14 protein-coding genes are annotated in these 14264 nt (G+C 70.6%); 9 read left to right on the top strand and 5 right to left on the bottom strand.

The genetic code is table 11. From position 1 onward, the window contains the following. Positions 1 to 42 precede the first annotated feature (42 nt). From GGR66_RS13930 to ubiM, 5 genes are all read left to right on the top strand, one after another. Positions 43 to 1122 (top strand): hypothetical protein, encoded by a 1080-nt coding sequence (locus GGR66_RS13930; RefSeq protein WP_255421695.1) that lies wholly within the window; start codon positions 43 to 45, stop codon positions 1120 to 1122. 86 nt (positions 1123 to 1208) lie between these two features. Next, positions 1209 to 1469 (top strand): hypothetical protein, encoded by a 261-nt coding sequence (locus GGR66_RS13925; RefSeq protein ID WP_184448630.1) that lies wholly within the window; start codon positions 1209 to 1211, stop codon positions 1467 to 1469. Between the two features lie 65 nt (positions 1470 to 1534). Continuing rightward, positions 1535 to 2116, top strand: a complete 582-nt coding sequence (locus GGR66_RS13920; protein WP_184448629.1) for a DUF4019 domain-containing protein — start codon at positions 1535 to 1537, stop codon at positions 2114 to 2116. A gap of 41 nt (positions 2117 to 2157) precedes the next feature. Beyond that, a complete protein-coding gene (locus GGR66_RS13915) occupies positions 2158 to 2547 on the top strand; it encodes an MAPEG family protein (protein WP_184448628.1) in 390 nt (129 codons plus the stop codon). A 99-nt stretch (positions 2548 to 2646) separates the two neighbouring features. Continuing rightward, positions 2647 to 3834: a 5-demethoxyubiquinol-8 5-hydroxylase UbiM gene (ubiM, locus tag GGR66_RS13910; RefSeq protein WP_184448627.1), complete on the top strand. Its 1188-nt coding sequence runs from the start codon at positions 2647 to 2649 to the stop codon at positions 3832 to 3834. Positions 3835 to 4071: 237 nt separating this feature from the next. Here ubiM and GGR66_RS13905 read toward each other — a convergent pair whose 3' ends face one another. Together GGR66_RS13905 and GGR66_RS13900 are read right to left on the bottom strand one after the other, a co-directional pair. Beyond that, positions 4072 to 4395, bottom strand: a complete 324-nt coding sequence (locus GGR66_RS13905) for a hypothetical protein (protein ID WP_160969679.1) — start codon at positions 4393 to 4395, stop codon at positions 4072 to 4074. A gap of 67 nt (positions 4396 to 4462) precedes the next feature. After that, positions 4463 to 4684, bottom strand: coding sequence for an RNA-binding S4 domain-containing protein (locus GGR66_RS13900; protein WP_160961478.1), 222 nt, complete (start codon positions 4682 to 4684; stop codon positions 4463 to 4465). A gap of 261 nt (positions 4685 to 4945) precedes the next feature. On the opposite strand from GGR66_RS13900, the gene GGR66_RS13895 reads away from it, so the two are divergent. The 3 genes from GGR66_RS13895 to GGR66_RS13885 all read left to right on the top strand — a co-directional run bounded on the left by GGR66_RS13895 (position 4946) and on the right by GGR66_RS13885 (position 9067). Next, positions 4946 to 6913: a DEAD/DEAH box helicase gene (locus GGR66_RS13895; RefSeq protein ID WP_184448626.1), complete on the top strand. Its 1968-nt coding sequence runs from the start codon at positions 4946 to 4948 to the stop codon at positions 6911 to 6913. Positions 6914 to 7146: 233 nt separating this feature from the next. Next, on the top strand, positions 7147 to 7866 hold the full coding sequence (locus GGR66_RS13890) for a pseudouridine synthase (protein ID WP_184448625.1): 720 nt from the start codon (positions 7147 to 7149) through the stop codon (positions 7864 to 7866). A gap of 133 nt (positions 7867 to 7999) precedes the next feature. Continuing rightward, the gene (locus tag GGR66_RS13885) at positions 8000 to 9067 is read left to right on the top strand and encodes a sensor domain-containing diguanylate cyclase (RefSeq protein ID WP_184448624.1); all 1068 of its coding nucleotides are present in this window, start codon (positions 8000 to 8002) and stop codon (positions 9065 to 9067) included. 292 nt (positions 9068 to 9359) lie between these two features. Here the strand turns inward: GGR66_RS13885 and GGR66_RS13880 are convergent, their stop codons facing one another. The 3 genes from GGR66_RS13880 to GGR66_RS13870 form a co-directional block, all read right to left on the bottom strand. Further along, on the bottom strand, positions 9360 to 10307 hold the full coding sequence (locus tag GGR66_RS13880; protein WP_017916225.1) for a DMT family transporter: 948 nt from the start codon (positions 10305 to 10307) through the stop codon (positions 9360 to 9362). Between the two features lie 52 nt (positions 10308 to 10359). After that, positions 10360 to 11334, bottom strand: a complete 975-nt coding sequence (locus GGR66_RS13875) for a 2-keto-3-deoxygluconate permease (protein WP_184448623.1) — start codon at positions 11332 to 11334, stop codon at positions 10360 to 10362. 201 nt (positions 11335 to 11535) lie between these two features. Then, positions 11536 to 12375 carry a DUF72 domain-containing protein gene (locus tag GGR66_RS13870; protein WP_184448622.1) on the bottom strand — a complete coding sequence of 280 codons (840 nt, stop codon included), beginning with the start codon at positions 12373 to 12375 and terminating at the stop codon, positions 11536 to 11538. A 220-nt stretch (positions 12376 to 12595) separates the two neighbouring features. On the opposite strand from GGR66_RS13870, the gene GGR66_RS13865 reads away from it, so the two are divergent. After that, entirely contained in the window at positions 12596 to 14221 is a 1626-nt protein-coding gene (locus GGR66_RS13865; RefSeq protein WP_184448621.1) for a serine hydrolase, read from the top strand. Positions 14222 to 14264: the final 43 nt, after the last annotated feature.

The following is a 14264-nucleotide window of genomic DNA, read 5'->3' as shown; positions in this document are numbered from 1 at the left end:
TCCACGGGTGCCTGGCGCCTGTGTTTTTCGTGTTCCCCATGGATGCTCCGCTTGGCCGTTCCGTTCAGACTCTGCTGGTTGTCGCTGTGTTGCCTGGGCCTGTTGGCGTGCGGGCAGCAGCCGGCGTCGACGCCGCGGACGGTTGCCGACAGCCCGTCCGCCGACGGCGAGCACATGGTCTCGATCGGCACGCCGCCGGCACCGCCGCCGCATGCGGTCGCGCCCAAGCGCGACCCGTTGGCCTGGGACGAGGCCACCCTGGAGAACGGCGAGGCCTTCATCAGTTGCGACACCGACTATGCCGCCGAGGCCGGCGACGGCCAGCCGCTGGCCGGGCTGGATCGGCCCGCTGTCGAAGCGGCGCTGGCGCCGTGCCGCGAGCGCGGGCTGATGCGGGTGCGCTATGTCGGCAAGATCAATGCCGGCTTCGCCGAAATGGTGCGGCGCCTGGCCGAAGTGGCCAAACAGACCGGCATCGGCAAGCGCGTGCTCGACCTGGATTCCAGTGGCGGCCAGGTCGAGGCGGCGATTCGTGCCGGCGATGCGATCGGCGAATCCGGCTGGACCGTGTGGGTGCGCGAAGGCTCGGTCTGCCACAGCGCCTGCGTGTTCGTGCTGGCCGCCGGCGACAACCGGCTGATCTCGGGCAACGTCGGCATCCACCGGATGATGCGGATCAGTTCCACCGCGACCTCGCGCGCCGAGCTCAACCGCGAGTTGCAGGAGGTCTATGGCAACGTCAAGGACTACCTGGAGCGCAACGGCGTGGCGGTGGCGGTGGCCGATCTGATGATGACCGTGCCCAACCGCAGTCTGCGTCTGCTCACCAGCGACGAACTCAAGCAGTACGGGCTCGATGGCACCAACGCGGTGCAGGACGACCTGGAGCGGATCAAGCAACTGCGCAAGTGCGGCGACGATTTCGTGCGGCGCAAGGATGCGTTCCTGGTCGCCTTCGACCAGGAGTGCAAGACCAGGAAGGATGTGGATCTGGAAAGCCTGACCGCCTGTGGCCAGGCGCTGAAGCAGCGCTTCGGGTTCCCGGACCAGGCCTGTCCGGCCGAAAGCCCGCTGTCGGAGATCGACGTGGCGACGCTGCCGCTGGCCTCGCCCGGCGCCTGAACGGAGATTGCGGTGCGTGCCGGTCATTCACGTGGCGGGCATGGATGCGGGGCTAGCGTCGCCGCATCCCAACCCGGAGCACGCGCATGGCCGCCGGAACCCGCTTGATGCTGCGGCTGTATCTGCCCCCGGCCTTGCTGGCGCTGGGCGGTTTCGTGATCGCCGAAGTGCTGCTGCACGTCGCCAATGGCCTGCATGCGCCCTGGCTGGCGCGCACCGGTTCGTTGCTGAGCCTGTTCGGCCTGCTTGCGGCGACCACTTGGGCGCTGTGGGCCAGTTGGCGCGCCTGGCACCGTCAGCGCTACGCCGTTCCGGCGGCGGTGGCGCCTGGCGAGGAGACGCCGTAGGTGCCGCTGCGCGGGGCCGCCGTGGCGGCGTAGACTGCGGCCCTCGCCACCGCCGCTGCCGAGCGATGTCCTTGCCCACCCCCGTTCCGTTTCGCCTGCCTGTCGTCCTGCTGGCCCTGATGGCCGGCGCCGCCTTTGCGCAAACCGCGGCGCCAGTGCCGTCGGCTGCGCCCGTGCCGCCCGCCGCTCCGCCAGCAACGCCCGCTGCCGCGCCCGCGGCTGCACCGAAACCGGCGCCGCGCCACGCCGGCGCCGCTGTGCCTGCCCCCGGGCCGCTGGCCAAGCAGGATGCGCAGATGGCGCAGGCCGGGCTGCGCGCCGCGCAGCTGGTCGATGCCGGGCGCGCTGGCGAGCTGTGGGACGGCGCCTCGGCGGTAGCGAAGAAGGCGGTGACGCGTGCTGTGTTCGTGCGCGAGATCGACGCTGCGCGTGCGCGGCTGGGCGCGCTGATCGGCCGCGGCGTCGCCAGCGTGGCGCGCGTGCAGTACGCCGCCGGCTCGCAGGTGCCGCCGGGCACCTACGTCAACGTCAGCTTCCCCAGCCGCTTCGCCAACGCGCCGCAGCCGGTGCGCGAGCTGGTGTCGTTGCGGCTGGACGAGGACAAGACCTGGCGTCTGGTCGGCTATCACGTGGCCATGCCCGATTGAGCGGCATGCTGCGCGCCGTCTTCCTTTCCTCCGAGGCTCCGATGCCCATCGAAATCCGCATGCTGGCCTGGGCGATCCTGCTCGGGATCGCGCAACTGCTGCTCGCCTCCGCCTTCGTCACCGCGCAGCGCGGGCTGAAGTGGAACGCCGGCGCGCGCGATGCGCCGCAACCGCCGCCGGCCGGCGTGGCCGGGCGCCTGGACCGCGCGCTGCGCAACTTCCTGGAGACCTTCCCGTTCTTCGCCGCAGCGGCGGTGGCGGTAGCGGCGCTGGGCAAGGGCGATGCGCACACCGCGCTGTCGGCGCAGATTTACCTGTGGGCGCGGGTGGCCTACGTGCCGCTGTACGCGGCCGGCGTGCCGTACGTGCGCAGCCTGGTGTGGGTGGTGTCGCTGTGGGCGATCCTGCAACTGGTGTGGGCGTTGCTCTGAGCGGCGCGGGCTGCGACCGATCGTCGCAGCGCTGATCCAGATCAAGGACGCGCTGCGCGACGGTCGTATCCTGGCCGGGTCCGATCACGGAGTCGTCGCATGCAAGTGGATATCGCCATCGTCGGGGCCGGCCCTGCCGGCCTGTGCTTCGCCCGCTCGCTGGCCGGCAGCGGCCTGTCGCTGGCGCTGATCGAGCCGCAGCCGCGCGCGGCGCTGGCCGAGGCCGCCTTCGATGGTCGCGAAATCGCCCTGACCCATGCTTCGCGGGCATTGCTGGAACAGTTGGGCCTGTGGGTGCGGATCGAACCGCAGGCGATTGCGCCGCTGCGCGATGCGCGGGTGATGAGCGGCTCCTCGCCGTTCGCGCTGACCTTCGCCGCGGGCGAGGGCGGCCATGGCGATCTCGGCTGGCTGGTGCCCAATCACCTGATCCGCCGCGCCGCGTTCGCCGCGGTGCAGGACCAGCCCGGCCTGACCCTGCTCGATGGGGTCTCGGTGCAGGCGCTGCGCCGCGACGCGCGCCAGGCGCAATTGCAGCTTTCCGACGGGCGCAGCGTGGCCGCGCGCCTGGTGGTGGCGGCCGACAGCCGCTTCTCCAGCACCCGGCGCATGAGCGGGATCGGCGCGCAGCTGCGCGATTTCGGCCGCACCATGCTGGTGTGTCGCGTGCACCACGAGCGCCCGCACCATCAGACCGCCTGGGAGTGGTTCGGCTACGGCCGCACCATGGCGCTGTTGCCGCTGCACGGCAACGAGGCCTCGGCGGTGCTGACGCTGCCGCCGGAGCGCGCGCAGGCGCTGCTGCAGATGGACGAGGCGAAGCTGGGCGCGGAAATCGGCGCCTGCTTCGAGCACCGCCTGGGCGCGATGACGCCGCTGGTGCGGCCGCAGGCCTATCCGCTGGTGGCGGTGTACGCGCAGCGCTTCGTGGCCGAGCGCTATGCCTTGATCGGCGACGCCGCGGTGGGCATGCATCCGGTGACCGCGCATGGGTTCAACTTCGGCCTGCAGAGCCAGGCGCGGCTGGCGCGCGCGCTGCACGCGGCGGTGGCGCGTGGCGACGACATCGCCGCGCCCGCGCTGCTGGCCGGCTACCAGCGCGGGCACCGCCTGGCCACGCGGCCGCTGTACGAGGCGACCAACGCGATCGCCGCGCTGTACACCGACGACCGCCTGCCGGCGCGTGCCCTGCGCAGCGCCGCGCTGCGCGTGGCCGACCGGGTCGCGCCGTTCAAGCGCGCGATCGCCGCGCACCTGACCCAGCGCGTGGCGGCCATGGCGCGCTGAGTTCAGGCATGCGGCGAGAGAGGAGGGACGCGTCGGCGCAGGCGGTGTGGCGTGCGGCGTGGCGTTGTCGCCGGGCCTCGGGTCACGGCTGAGCCTGTTGTGCGCTTTCTCGTAGGAGCGGCTTCAGCCGCGACAGGCTTTATCAGGAAAGCCCGGTCGCGGCTGAAGCCGCTCCTACGGGGGATTACAAAAAGCCTGCTGCAGTGGGCGGAAGACAAGCATCCTGGGTCAGCGACCTCAGGTTGAACGTCGTTGCGCCGCACCGGCGGCGAGTTGGGCGAGGGCGCTCTGCAGGTCGCCGCTGCGCTGCGCCGCTTCGATCGGCGCGATGGCCCAGGCGCAGCCGGCGTGGCGCAGGTGCTGGCGCCAGTCGCCAGTCCATGCCTCCAGTTCGTCCAGCGCCAGGGAGATGGAACCGCCGCGCTCAGCGTGGCCGCCGCGGATGGACTGCCCCAGGCGGAACGGCTGCGCTGCGTCGGGGTCGAGCTGCACGATGTACACGTCGTGGTGCGGATCTTCCGCGGACGGCGCGATGTTGCGGATGCCGAGCGTGATCAGCATCGTTTGGCGATCCGCGCTGTCCGGCGCCGCCGGCCGGCGCATGGCAGGCCGGGTTCGCCGATGGCGGTCATACCTTGCCGAGCACCTGCACCTGCACGTCGCCCAGTTGTACCACCTGGCCCGCGCGCACCTTGCAGGCCTTGCGCAGTTCGACCTCGCCATCCACGCGCACCTGGCCTTCGCTGATCACGGCCTTGGCCGCGCCGCCGCTGTCGCACAGGCCGGTCAGTTTCAACAGGTGCTTGAGTTCCACGTAGTCGCTTTCTAGCTGGAGATCGATGGTCTGCATTGGGGGTTGCTCGGAAATCGGCGCCCATTGTCGGTCATTCGCGGGCAAAACGCCCAGTGTTTCGGTCGGCTGGGTGTCACGGCGGTCGTATGCGGGTGGCCCGCGCGTCCTGGAATCGCGCGCGAAAGCGGTACGTGGGATAGTGCGCGTGCGGCCACGCTGAACGGCGACCTTCACCCGCTTTCGACATGCGGCCCGTCACGGGGCACAATAGGGCTTCTTTGCGCCTGCCGGTTCTCTGCGGCGCCTCCGGAGTCTCCCATGTCCCAAGATACCCCCGCGCCGCTGCTGTTCGCAGATCTCGGCCTCTCCCCTGCTGTGATGAAGGCGGTCGCCGACGTCGGCTACGAGTCGCCCTCGCCGATCCAGGCCGCCACCATCCCGGCGCTGCTGACCGGCCGCGACCTGCTCGGCCAGGCCCAGACCGGCACCGGCAAGACTGCCGCGTTCGCGCTGCCCATCCTGTCGCGGCTGGATTTCGCCCAGCGCAAGCCGCAGGCGCTGGTGCTGGCGCCCACGCGCGAACTGGCGATCCAGGTGGCCGAGGCGTTCCACCGCTACGCCGCGGCGATCCCCGGCTTCCAGGTGCTGCCGGTGTACGGCGGCCAGCCCTACGTGCAGCAGCTGTCGGCGCTCAAGCGCGGCGTGCACGTGGTGGTGGGCACCCCCGGGCGGGTCATCGACCATCTCGACCGCGGCACCCTGGACCTGTCCGAACTGAGGACGCTGGTGCTGGACGAAGCCGACGAGATGCTGCGCATGGGCTTCATCGACGATGTCGAGGCGGTGCTGAAGAAGCTGCCCGACTCGCGCCAGGTGGCGCTGTTCTCGGCGACCATGCCGCCGGCGATCAAGCGCATTGCGCAGACCTATCTGAACGACCCGGCCGAGGTGATCATCGCCTCCAAGACCACCACCTCGGCCAATATCCGCCAGCGCTACTGGGCGGTGAGCGGGCTGCACAAGCTCGACGCGCTGACCCGGATCCTGGAAGTCGAGCCGTTCGACGCGATGATCATCTTCGCGCGCACCAAGGCCGGCACCGACGAACTGGCGCAGAAGCTGCAGGCGCGCGGGCTGGCCGCGGCGGCGATCAACGGCGATATCCAGCAGGCGCAGCGCGAGCGGGTGATCCAGCAGCTCAAGGACGGCAAGCTCGACGTCCTGGTCGCCACTGACGTGGCCGCGCGCGGCCTGGACGTGGAGCGGATCAGCCACGTGCTGAACTACGACATCCCCTACGACACCGAAAGCTACGTGCACCGCATCGGCCGCACCGGCCGTGCCGGGCGCAGCGGCGAGGCGATCCTGTTCGTCAGCCCGCGCGAGCGCGGCATGCTGCGCGCGATCGAGCGTGCCACCCGGCAGCCGATCGAGGAAATGCAGCTGCCCAGCGTCGACGCGGTCAACGACCAGCGCGTGACCCGCTTCATGGAGAAGATCAGCGAGACCATCGCCAGCGGTGGCATCGACATGTACCGCGATCTGCTGCAGAAGTTCGAGGCCGAGAAGAACGTACCGATGGTGGAAGTGGCGGCGGCGCTGGCGCGCCTGCTGCAGGGCGATACGCCGCTGCTGCTGGCCCCGGACCGTCCGCGTGCCCCGCAAGGCGAACGCTTCGAGCGCCGCGAACGCCCCGAGCGCACCGAGCGCACCGAGCGCCCGGAACGTCCCCGTTTCGAGCCGAAGTTCGAGCGCGAGCCGCGTGCGCCGCGCCGCGACGACGGCGAGCGTCCGGCGCGTCCGGCCCCGGCCGCGCGCGGCGAGGATTTCGACTACCACCGCGACGTCGGCAGCTTCGAGGCGCCGCGCCGCGACAAGGCGCCGAAAGCGCCGCGCGGCGCGCCGGAAGTGGGCATGGAGACCTACCGCATCGAGGTCGGCCACCAGCACGGGGTCAAGCCGGCCAACATCGTCGGCGCGATCGCCAACGAAGCCGGGCTGGAGAGCAAGTACATCGGCCGCATCGACATCCATGACGATCATTCGGTCCTGGACCTGCCGGCGGACATGCCGCGCGAGTTGCTGACGCACCTGAGGAAGGTCTGGGTGTCCGGCCAGCAACTGCAGATGCGCAAGCTCGAGGGCGACGATGCCGGCAGCGCGCCGTTCAAGCCGAAGTTCGCCCGTACCGGCAAGCCCGGCGGCAAGCCCAATGCCGCCGGCCCGCGCCCGGCCGGCCGCTTCGCCGCCGACCGCCCGCCGCGCAAGGGGCCGCCGAAGCGCTGAGGCGCGGGGATTGGGGAGTCGGGATTGGGGATTCGTTGTAGCGTTCCCTGATCCTGATGTCGCCCGTGCCGTCGGGCAGGTCGCGTCCTTGCCGTGACGCGGGCATGCGCGCCGCAGCCCGGTCGCGTCCGCCCACCGCCTGCCGCCTTGCACTGCCTGGCTCCCCGTAGCGTCGCCGTACACGATCGCCCGCTTTAGCGAATCCCTAATTCCCAATCCCGAATCCCCGCCCCATGCCAGTCCGCCTCAACAAGCACATCGCCGAGACCGGTTTTTGCTCGCGCCGCGAGGCCGATCGGCTGATCGCCGCGCGCCGGGTCACCGTCAACGGCATGCCGGGTGGCGTCGGTTCGGTGGTGGGCGAGGGCGATGAGGTCAAGGTCGACGGGCAGCCGCTGCGCGCGCGCGCCAAGGCCAAGAGCGGGCGCCGCCACGTCTACATCGCGCTGAACAAGCCGGTCGGGGTGACCTGCACCACCGAGAGCGCGGTCAAGGGCAACATCGTCGACTTCGTTGGGCACGAGCAGCGTATCTTCCCGATCGGGCGCCTGGACAAGGAGTCCGAGGGGCTGATCCTGATGACCAGCAACGGCGATATCGTCAACGAGATCCTGCGCGCGGAGAACCGCCATCAGAAGGAATATCTGGTGGCGGTGAACAAGCCGGTCACCGACGAATTCCTGCGCGGCATGGCGCGTGGCGTGCGCGTGCACGACCAGATGACGCTGCCGTGCCGCACCGCGCGGATCGCCAAGTTCGGGTTCCGCATCGTGCTGGAGCAAGGACTCAACCGGCAGATCCGGTTGATGGCCGCGGCCTTCGACTACCGCGTCACCCAGTTGCGCCGCGTGCGTATCGACAACATCAAGATCGGCGCGCTGAAGCCGGGCCAGTGGCGCAATCTCACCGAGCAGGAACTGCGCGGCCTGCTGCCGCAGCGCCAGGAGTGGTAACGGCGTCTCAGTGTCGGCCGTCGGCCGCCGCCGCGCGGCCAAACTGTACAGGTGGCGCGCCTGCCAGGACTGGCGTCCGCCGCGGATATGGCCATACTGCGCAACGCGCACCATTGCCGCTGCCAGGTACCTCGTGATCAAGCCCCGCAAGCCCGACAACGAAGCCGCGCGCCTGCAGGCGCTGCATGCGTTGCAGATCCTCGATACCGAACCGGAAGCGTCCTACGACGATCTGGTCGACATCGCCGCCAAGCTGTGCGACACGCCCTCGGCGCTGATCTCGCTGGTGGACGACGAGCGTCAATGGCTGAAGGCGCAGCGCAACGTGCGCCTGTTGAGCACCGCGCGCGACGAGTCCTTCTGCGGCCATACCATCCTGACCCCGGAGCAGGTGATGGTGGTCGCCGACGCCACCGCCGATGCGCGCTTCCAGCACAATCCGCTGGTCACCGAGGGCGGCGTGCGGTTCTATGCGGGCGCGCCGCTGCTGACCCGTGACGGCCTGCCGGTCGGCACCGTGTGCGTGCTCGACAACCGTCCGCGGACCCTGCAGCCGGAACAACTGGCGGCGCTGCAGGCGTTGTCGCGGCAGGTGATGCAGCTGATCGAGCTGCGCCGCAGCAGCCATGCGCTGGCGCTGCAGCTGCGCGAACGCGCCTGGTACGAGCAGCAGTTGCTGCAGTACCAGCACTCGCTGGAATCGCTCAACGCCGAACTGCTGGAGCAGGCGCGCACCGATCCGCTGACCGGTCTGCTCAACCGTCGTGCCTTCGCCACCGCCCTGATGACCCATGCCGAAGCGGCGCAACGGGGCGCCGCGCCGCTCAGCGTGGCGATCCTGGACCTGGATTACTTCAAGAGCGTCAACGACCTGCACGGCCACGACAAGGGCGACGAGGTGTTGCTGGCGCTGGCCGACATGCTGCGCACGCGGATGCCGCCGGACAGCGTGGTCGCGCGCTACGGCGGCGAGGAGTTCGCGCTGCTGCTGCCGGGCCTGGACGCGGCGCAGGCGGTGCGCACCTGCGAGCGCCTGCGCCAGGACACCAGCCTGCTGCAGCTCGGCGTGCCGCTCACCGCCAGCATCGGCGTGGCGACGTTGCAGGGCCGCGAGAGCGCCGAGGACCTGCTCAAGCGTGCCGACCAGGCCCTGTACGAGGCCAAGCGCGCCGGCCGCGATTGCGTGTCGCTGGCGGCGTAGGCGCGCTAGCTCGTCGCGGCGGGACGATACTTAGGATCCTTCCTGCTGGAAGAAGATGCCCCGCAGGAGCGGATGAGGGTAGGCGCGTCGCCTCGCGCACTTACATTCCGCCAGACGCTTTCGCGCCGTACCCTCACCCCAACCCCTCTCCCGAGGGGAGAGGGGCTAGACGTGCCACTCATCCCGAGCATGCCGTGCCCTTCGAGTCGGGCCTGCTGCCATGCCGCAAATATGCAGGACGGGGCCAATCCCGAATCTCCAATCCCCAATCCCGGAGTGAGCGCGCCAGCGCTCACTCGACCACGTTCTTCGCCTCGCAGGTCGCCAACAGTTCCGGGTGCTGCACCGGGCGCGTGCGGGTCAGCAGTGGATGCAGGAACACCGCGCCCAGGATCACCGCCACGCCGAGGTAGAACAGCCCGGTGAGCTGGCGCTGCTCGTCCAGCAGCACGATCGCGAACACGATCGCGTAGACCGGTTCCAGGTTGGTGACCAGTTGCACCGCGTAGGCGCTGAGCCGGCGCAATGCGACCAGGGCCAGGGCGAACGGTAGCAGCGTACACAGCAGCGCCAGCGCGAGCAGCAGGGCGGTGTCGTGCAGGCTGGGCAGCACCAGCAAGGGCCCGCTCAGGGCCGGCAGCACGAACGGCAGCAGCGGCGCCAGCGCGGTGAGGGTAAGGGTGCCGGCGCCCAGTTCCAGCGCGGTCACGGTCAGCGGATCGGCGTGGTCGACCAGGCGCTTGTTGAGCGAGCCGAAGGCCGCCACCAGCAGCGCCGACACCGCACCGACCGCCACGCCGGCGCGCATCCCGTGCGGCACGCCGCCGACCACCAGGGCCACGCCCGGCAGCACCGCCAGGCCGAAGGCCAGTTCGCTGGGGCGGAACGGCCGCTTCGCCACCCACGGTTCGATCACCGCGGTGAACACGGGCGCCAGCGCGATGCAGGTCGCCGCCACCGAGGCGTTGGCCAGCTTGATCGCGCCGTAGAAGGTCAGCCAGTGCAGGCCGACCAGGGCGCCGACCACGGCGTAGCCCAGGGCCAGTTTCGGGGTCAGTGCGGCCAGGCCGCGCCACACCCGCGGCAGCAGGGCCAGCGCGGCCACCACCATCAGCATCCGCCACCACACCAGCGGCAACGCGGGCAGGGTGATCAGCTTGCCGAGAATCGCGGTGATTCCCCACAGCAGGACGCAGAAATGGATTTGCAGCTGGGCTTTGGTGGTGGGGTGCATCGGCATCCGCATATTGTCGCGCAAAGCGCGGCGCGACGGTCGCAGATCGGGGGGCGGATCAGGCGTCCGCTGCGGACGGCGACGCGGTCCGCGCCATCCTGCGCGCATAGGCGGCGGTGAGCGGCGGCACCAGCAGTGCCGTCACCACCACCGAGGTCGCCACCAGCGCGGTCGCGGCCGACGCGGTGGCCTGGAACTGCGGCGCTACTGCCGCCGCCAGTGCCGGCGTGGCCACCGCGGCGCCGGCGGTGCTGGAGGCGGCGAGGCCGGCGCTGCCGTTACCGCCGGCCAGCCAGCGATCGGCCAGCAGCAGCGGGATCCCGGTCGCCACGATCACCAACAGACCGAGCGCGACCCCGGCCACGCCGGCGTGGGCGACCATGCGCAGGTCCAGGGTATTGCCCAGGGCGAAGGCGAAGAACGGGATCAGCGCCGGCACCGCCCGCGCGAACAGGGCGCGCAGCGCCGGGTCCAGGTTGCCCAGTACGAAGCCGACCAGCAGCGGCAGCACCGCGCCGAGCAGCAACCGCGGTTCGAAGCTGGCGACGCCGGCAGTGCCGAGGATCAGCATGGTCACCAGTGGCCCGGATTCCAGCGACATCAGCGCCATCGCGCCGGCCTCGCCGCGGCCGCCGTACTGCTGCATGAGCGCGGCGAACAGGCCGGCATTGGTCATGTCCATCGCCGCGACCAGCGCCAGCACCGACATGCCGCTCCACACGCCGGCGACGATGCCGCCCGGCGGCAGCAGGCGCGCGGCGATCACCGCAGTCAGCCACGCCACCGCGATCTTGGTCAGCACCAGCACGCCGGAGGCGCGCAGCACGCGGCCGCCGCTGCGCAGCCGGATCGAGGCGCCCAGGCAGAAGCACCACACCGCCAGGATCGGCACCAGCCCGCCGATCAGGCCCTGGGTGAACGAGCCGAACCAGGCGCCGGCCTGCGGCCACAGGGTGTGGCAGAGGGCGCCCAGCAGCAGCGGCGCCAGCATCATGCCGCCGGGAAGACGTTCGAGCGTGCGCTTGATCCGCATCGATGGGCTCCGCGTGTGGAGGCGCGGCCGGTGGCCGCGGCCCGGCGATGGCACCGGACCGGCGCTGTTGTACCGCAGTGCGGCGACTGCCAGGTGTCGCCGGGCGCGCGCGGTCGATGCCCGGTTCAGCCGTCGTGCGACCGCGGCGTCGGCGGTCGCGCTTGCGCTGTGCCGCACGTCGCGTGCGTGCGGCCGAGCGCGTCACGCCTGTGCGGCGGACCCGAGGATCTTCAGCAGGGCCATCGCCGCTGCGGGATTGCGTTCCTTGGCGGCGCTGATGAAGTAGACGAAGACCTCGCGCGGCGTTGTCTTGGCCACGGTCGTGTCGGCGTGCGGCAGCGCCTGCGGATCCTCGCCGCGGCGCCAGGCCTGCGCGTGCGCGGCCCAGGCCTGCAGTTCCTTGGGCGGGTAGCCATGGGCGACGTCGGCGCTGCTGCGCATCAGTCGCGCATAGACGAAGTCGGTGCTGAGATCGGCGAAGGAGGGGAACTCGGGCGAATCGGTAAATACCGTGGCGACGCCGTGCCGGCGGGTCAGCTGCAGCAGTTCCGGGCCGACGCAGGCCGGGTCGCGCACTTCCAGCACGTGGCGCAGCCGGCGTCCGCCGGCCTTGCGCGGCAGCAGGTCCAGGAACGCGGCCAGGTCCTCCAGGTCCAGGCGATGGCCCTGCTCGAACTGCCACAGCAGCGGGCCGAGGCGGTCGCCGAGACTGGCGATGCCGCCGACGAAATCTTCGATCTGCGTGCCGGCGCCGGCCAGCCGCCGCAGCGTGGTGATGCGCTTGGGCGCCTTGGCCGAGAACAGGAAACCCGGCGGCGTCTCGTCGCGCCAGCGCGCATAGGTGTCCGGCTTCTGCGCGCCGTAGTAGGTGCCGTTGATCTCGATGCTGGTGACGTGGCGGCTGGCGTATTCCAGCTCGCGGCGCTGCACCAGGCCCTGCGGATAGAACATGCCGCCGCGCCACGGCGCGTAGGTCCAGCCGCCGATGCCGACGCGGATGCCGTCCGGCGCGGCCGGGGCGGAGTCGAAAAGATCGTTCATGCGGGTGCGCGTGCGGAGGGGTAAGACCCGATTGTGCCGCAGCGCGGCGTCGTCGCACCGTCTGCGGCGCGGCCACGCCGCGTCGCGCGGCCCTGCAGCGCGGCACTGCCGCCTGCGCACGCGCTGGCCTACACTCGGCGGCGACGCCCGCGTGGCTGGGCCTGCGCCGCAGCCCGCGCCGGCCGGTCCCTTTCCCTTGGTTCTTTCAGGAGCGACGCAGTTGAAGAACATCTCGATGGGCTGCGGCCTGTTGTTGGCGGTGAGCGCCACCGTGCAGGCGCAGGCGCCGGCCCCCACGTCGACTCCCGCGCCGGCGCCGGCGCCGGCCCCGGCCGCGTTGCCGCCGGCCTTGCAGGATCTCGATGCGCAGGTGGAGCGCGTGCGCAAGCAGTTCGACGTGCCGGGCATCGCCATCGCCATCGTCAAGGACGGGAAGGTGGTGCTTGAGCGCGGCTACGGCGTGCGCGAACTCGGCAAGCCGGAGCCGGTGGATGCGCAGACCCTGTTCGCGATCGCCTCCAATACCAAGGCCTTCACCTCCGCGGCGCTGTCGATCCTGGCCGACGAAGGCAAGCTCAAGCTCGAGGACCGGGTGGTGGATCACCTGCCGTGGTTCCAGATGTCCGATGCGTATGTCACCCGCGAGATGCGCGTGCGCGACCTGCTCAGCCATCGCAGCGGCCTGAGCCTCGGTGCCGGCGACCTGTTGTTCTGGCCGGCCACCAGCTACAGCAACGAAGAAGTGGTGCGGCGCCTGGCGCACGTGCCGCTGAAGGGCGGTTTCCGCGACCGCTACGCCTACGACAACATCCTGTATGCCGTAGCCCAGAAGCTGATCGAACAGGTGTCCGGGCAGAGCTACGCCGAGTTCGTGCGCCAGCGCATCTTCGTGCCGGTGGGCATGACCGGCGCGCGCATCAACAGCGATCACCTGCAGCCCGGCGATGCAGCCGCGGTCGGCCACGCCAAGTTCGATTTCCGCGAGTTGCGCACGGTGGCGCCGCTGACCTGGTCCAACAATTCCGGCGCCGGCGGCATCTACGCCAACGTGCACGACATGGCCAAGTGGATGCAGGTGCAGCTCGACGGCGGGCGCCTGCCGTCGGCCGATGGTCAGACGCGGCAGCTGTTCAGCGCCCAGCGCCAGCAGGAGATGTGGCAGATGATCACGCCGATCGCGGTGTCCGAGCCGAGCGTGCCGGAACTGCTGCCGGCCAAGCCGAACTTCGCCGGCTACGGCGAGGGCTGGAGCCTGAGCGATTATCGCGGCGCCAAGCTGGTCTGGCACACCGGCGGCTGGCCGGGCATGGTCTCGCGGCTGACCCTGGTGCCGGAGCGCAAGCTGGGCGTGATCGTGCTGACCAATCAGGAGGTCGGCGCCGCCTTCAACGCCATCACCCTGCGGGTGCTGGACGCTTACCTGGGCGCGCCGGCGACCGACTGGACCGCCGCCTACGCCAAGGCCGTGGCCAAGGCCGACGCCAGCGCCGACGAGGACTGGGCCAAGCACGTGGCTGCGCGCGACGCCAAGTCCACGCCGTCGCTGCCGCTGTCCGGCTACGCCGGCACCTACCGCGACCCCTGGTATGGCGACGTGGTGGTGCGCCAGCAGGGCAAGCGCCTGGAACTGCAGTTCAGCAAGACCGCGCAACTGGTCGGCATCCTGGAGCACTGGCAGCACGACACCTTCATCGTGCGCTGGCGCGACCGCTCGCTCAACGCCGACGCCTTCGTCAATTTCGCGCTGACGCCCGACGGCAAGGTGCGCGAGGCGCGCATGCAGGCGATCTCGCCGCTGACCGATTTCAGCTTCGATTTCCAGGATCTGGTGCTGACGCCAGAGTGAAGCCGGGATTCGGGAGTGGGGATTCGGGATTCGTAGGAGCGGC

Origin of the sequence: Xanthomonas sp. 3498 (assembly GCF_014199795.1) — a bacterium.
In the GTDB taxonomy this organism is placed as follows: Bacteria; Pseudomonadota; Gammaproteobacteria; order Xanthomonadales; family Xanthomonadaceae; genus Xanthomonas_A; species Xanthomonas_A rydalmerensis.
This window is presented reverse-complemented; position numbering and strand designations above follow the sequence as displayed.

Coding starts and splice junctions, on each gene's coding strand:
- GGR66_RS13905 (WP_160969679.1), bottom strand. CDS start 4,395: ATGCTGATCACGCTCGGCATCCGCAACATCGCGCCGTCCGCGGAAGAT.
- GGR66_RS13920 (WP_184448629.1), top strand. CDS start 1,535: ATGTCCTTGCCCACCCCCGTTCCGTTTCGCCTGCCTGTCGTCCTGCTG.
- GGR66_RS13915 (WP_184448628.1), top strand. CDS start 2,158: ATGCCCATCGAAATCCGCATGCTGGCCTGGGCGATCCTGCTCGGGATC.
- GGR66_RS13925 (WP_184448630.1), top strand. CDS start 1,209: ATGGCCGCCGGAACCCGCTTGATGCTGCGGCTGTATCTGCCCCCGGCC.
- GGR66_RS13875 (WP_184448623.1), bottom strand. CDS start 11,334: ATGCGGATCAAGCGCACGCTCGAACGTCTTCCCGGCGGCATGATGCTG.
- GGR66_RS13930 (WP_255421695.1), top strand. CDS start 43: ATGCTCCGCTTGGCCGTTCCGTTCAGACTCTGCTGGTTGTCGCTGTGT.
- GGR66_RS13900 (WP_160961478.1), bottom strand. CDS start 4,684: ATGCAGACCATCGATCTCCAGCTAGAAAGCGACTACGTGGAACTCAAG.
- GGR66_RS13890 (WP_184448625.1), top strand. CDS start 7,147: ATGCCAGTCCGCCTCAACAAGCACATCGCCGAGACCGGTTTTTGCTCG.
- GGR66_RS13895 (WP_184448626.1), top strand. CDS start 4,946: ATGTCCCAAGATACCCCCGCGCCGCTGCTGTTCGCAGATCTCGGCCTC.
- ubiM (WP_184448627.1), top strand. CDS start 2,647: ATGCAAGTGGATATCGCCATCGTCGGGGCCGGCCCTGCCGGCCTGTGC.
- GGR66_RS13870 (WP_184448622.1), bottom strand. CDS start 12,375: ATGAACGATCTTTTCGACTCCGCCCCGGCCGCGCCGGACGGCATCCGC.
- GGR66_RS13880 (WP_017916225.1), bottom strand. CDS start 10,307: ATGCCGATGCACCCCACCACCAAAGCCCAGCTGCAAATCCATTTCTGC.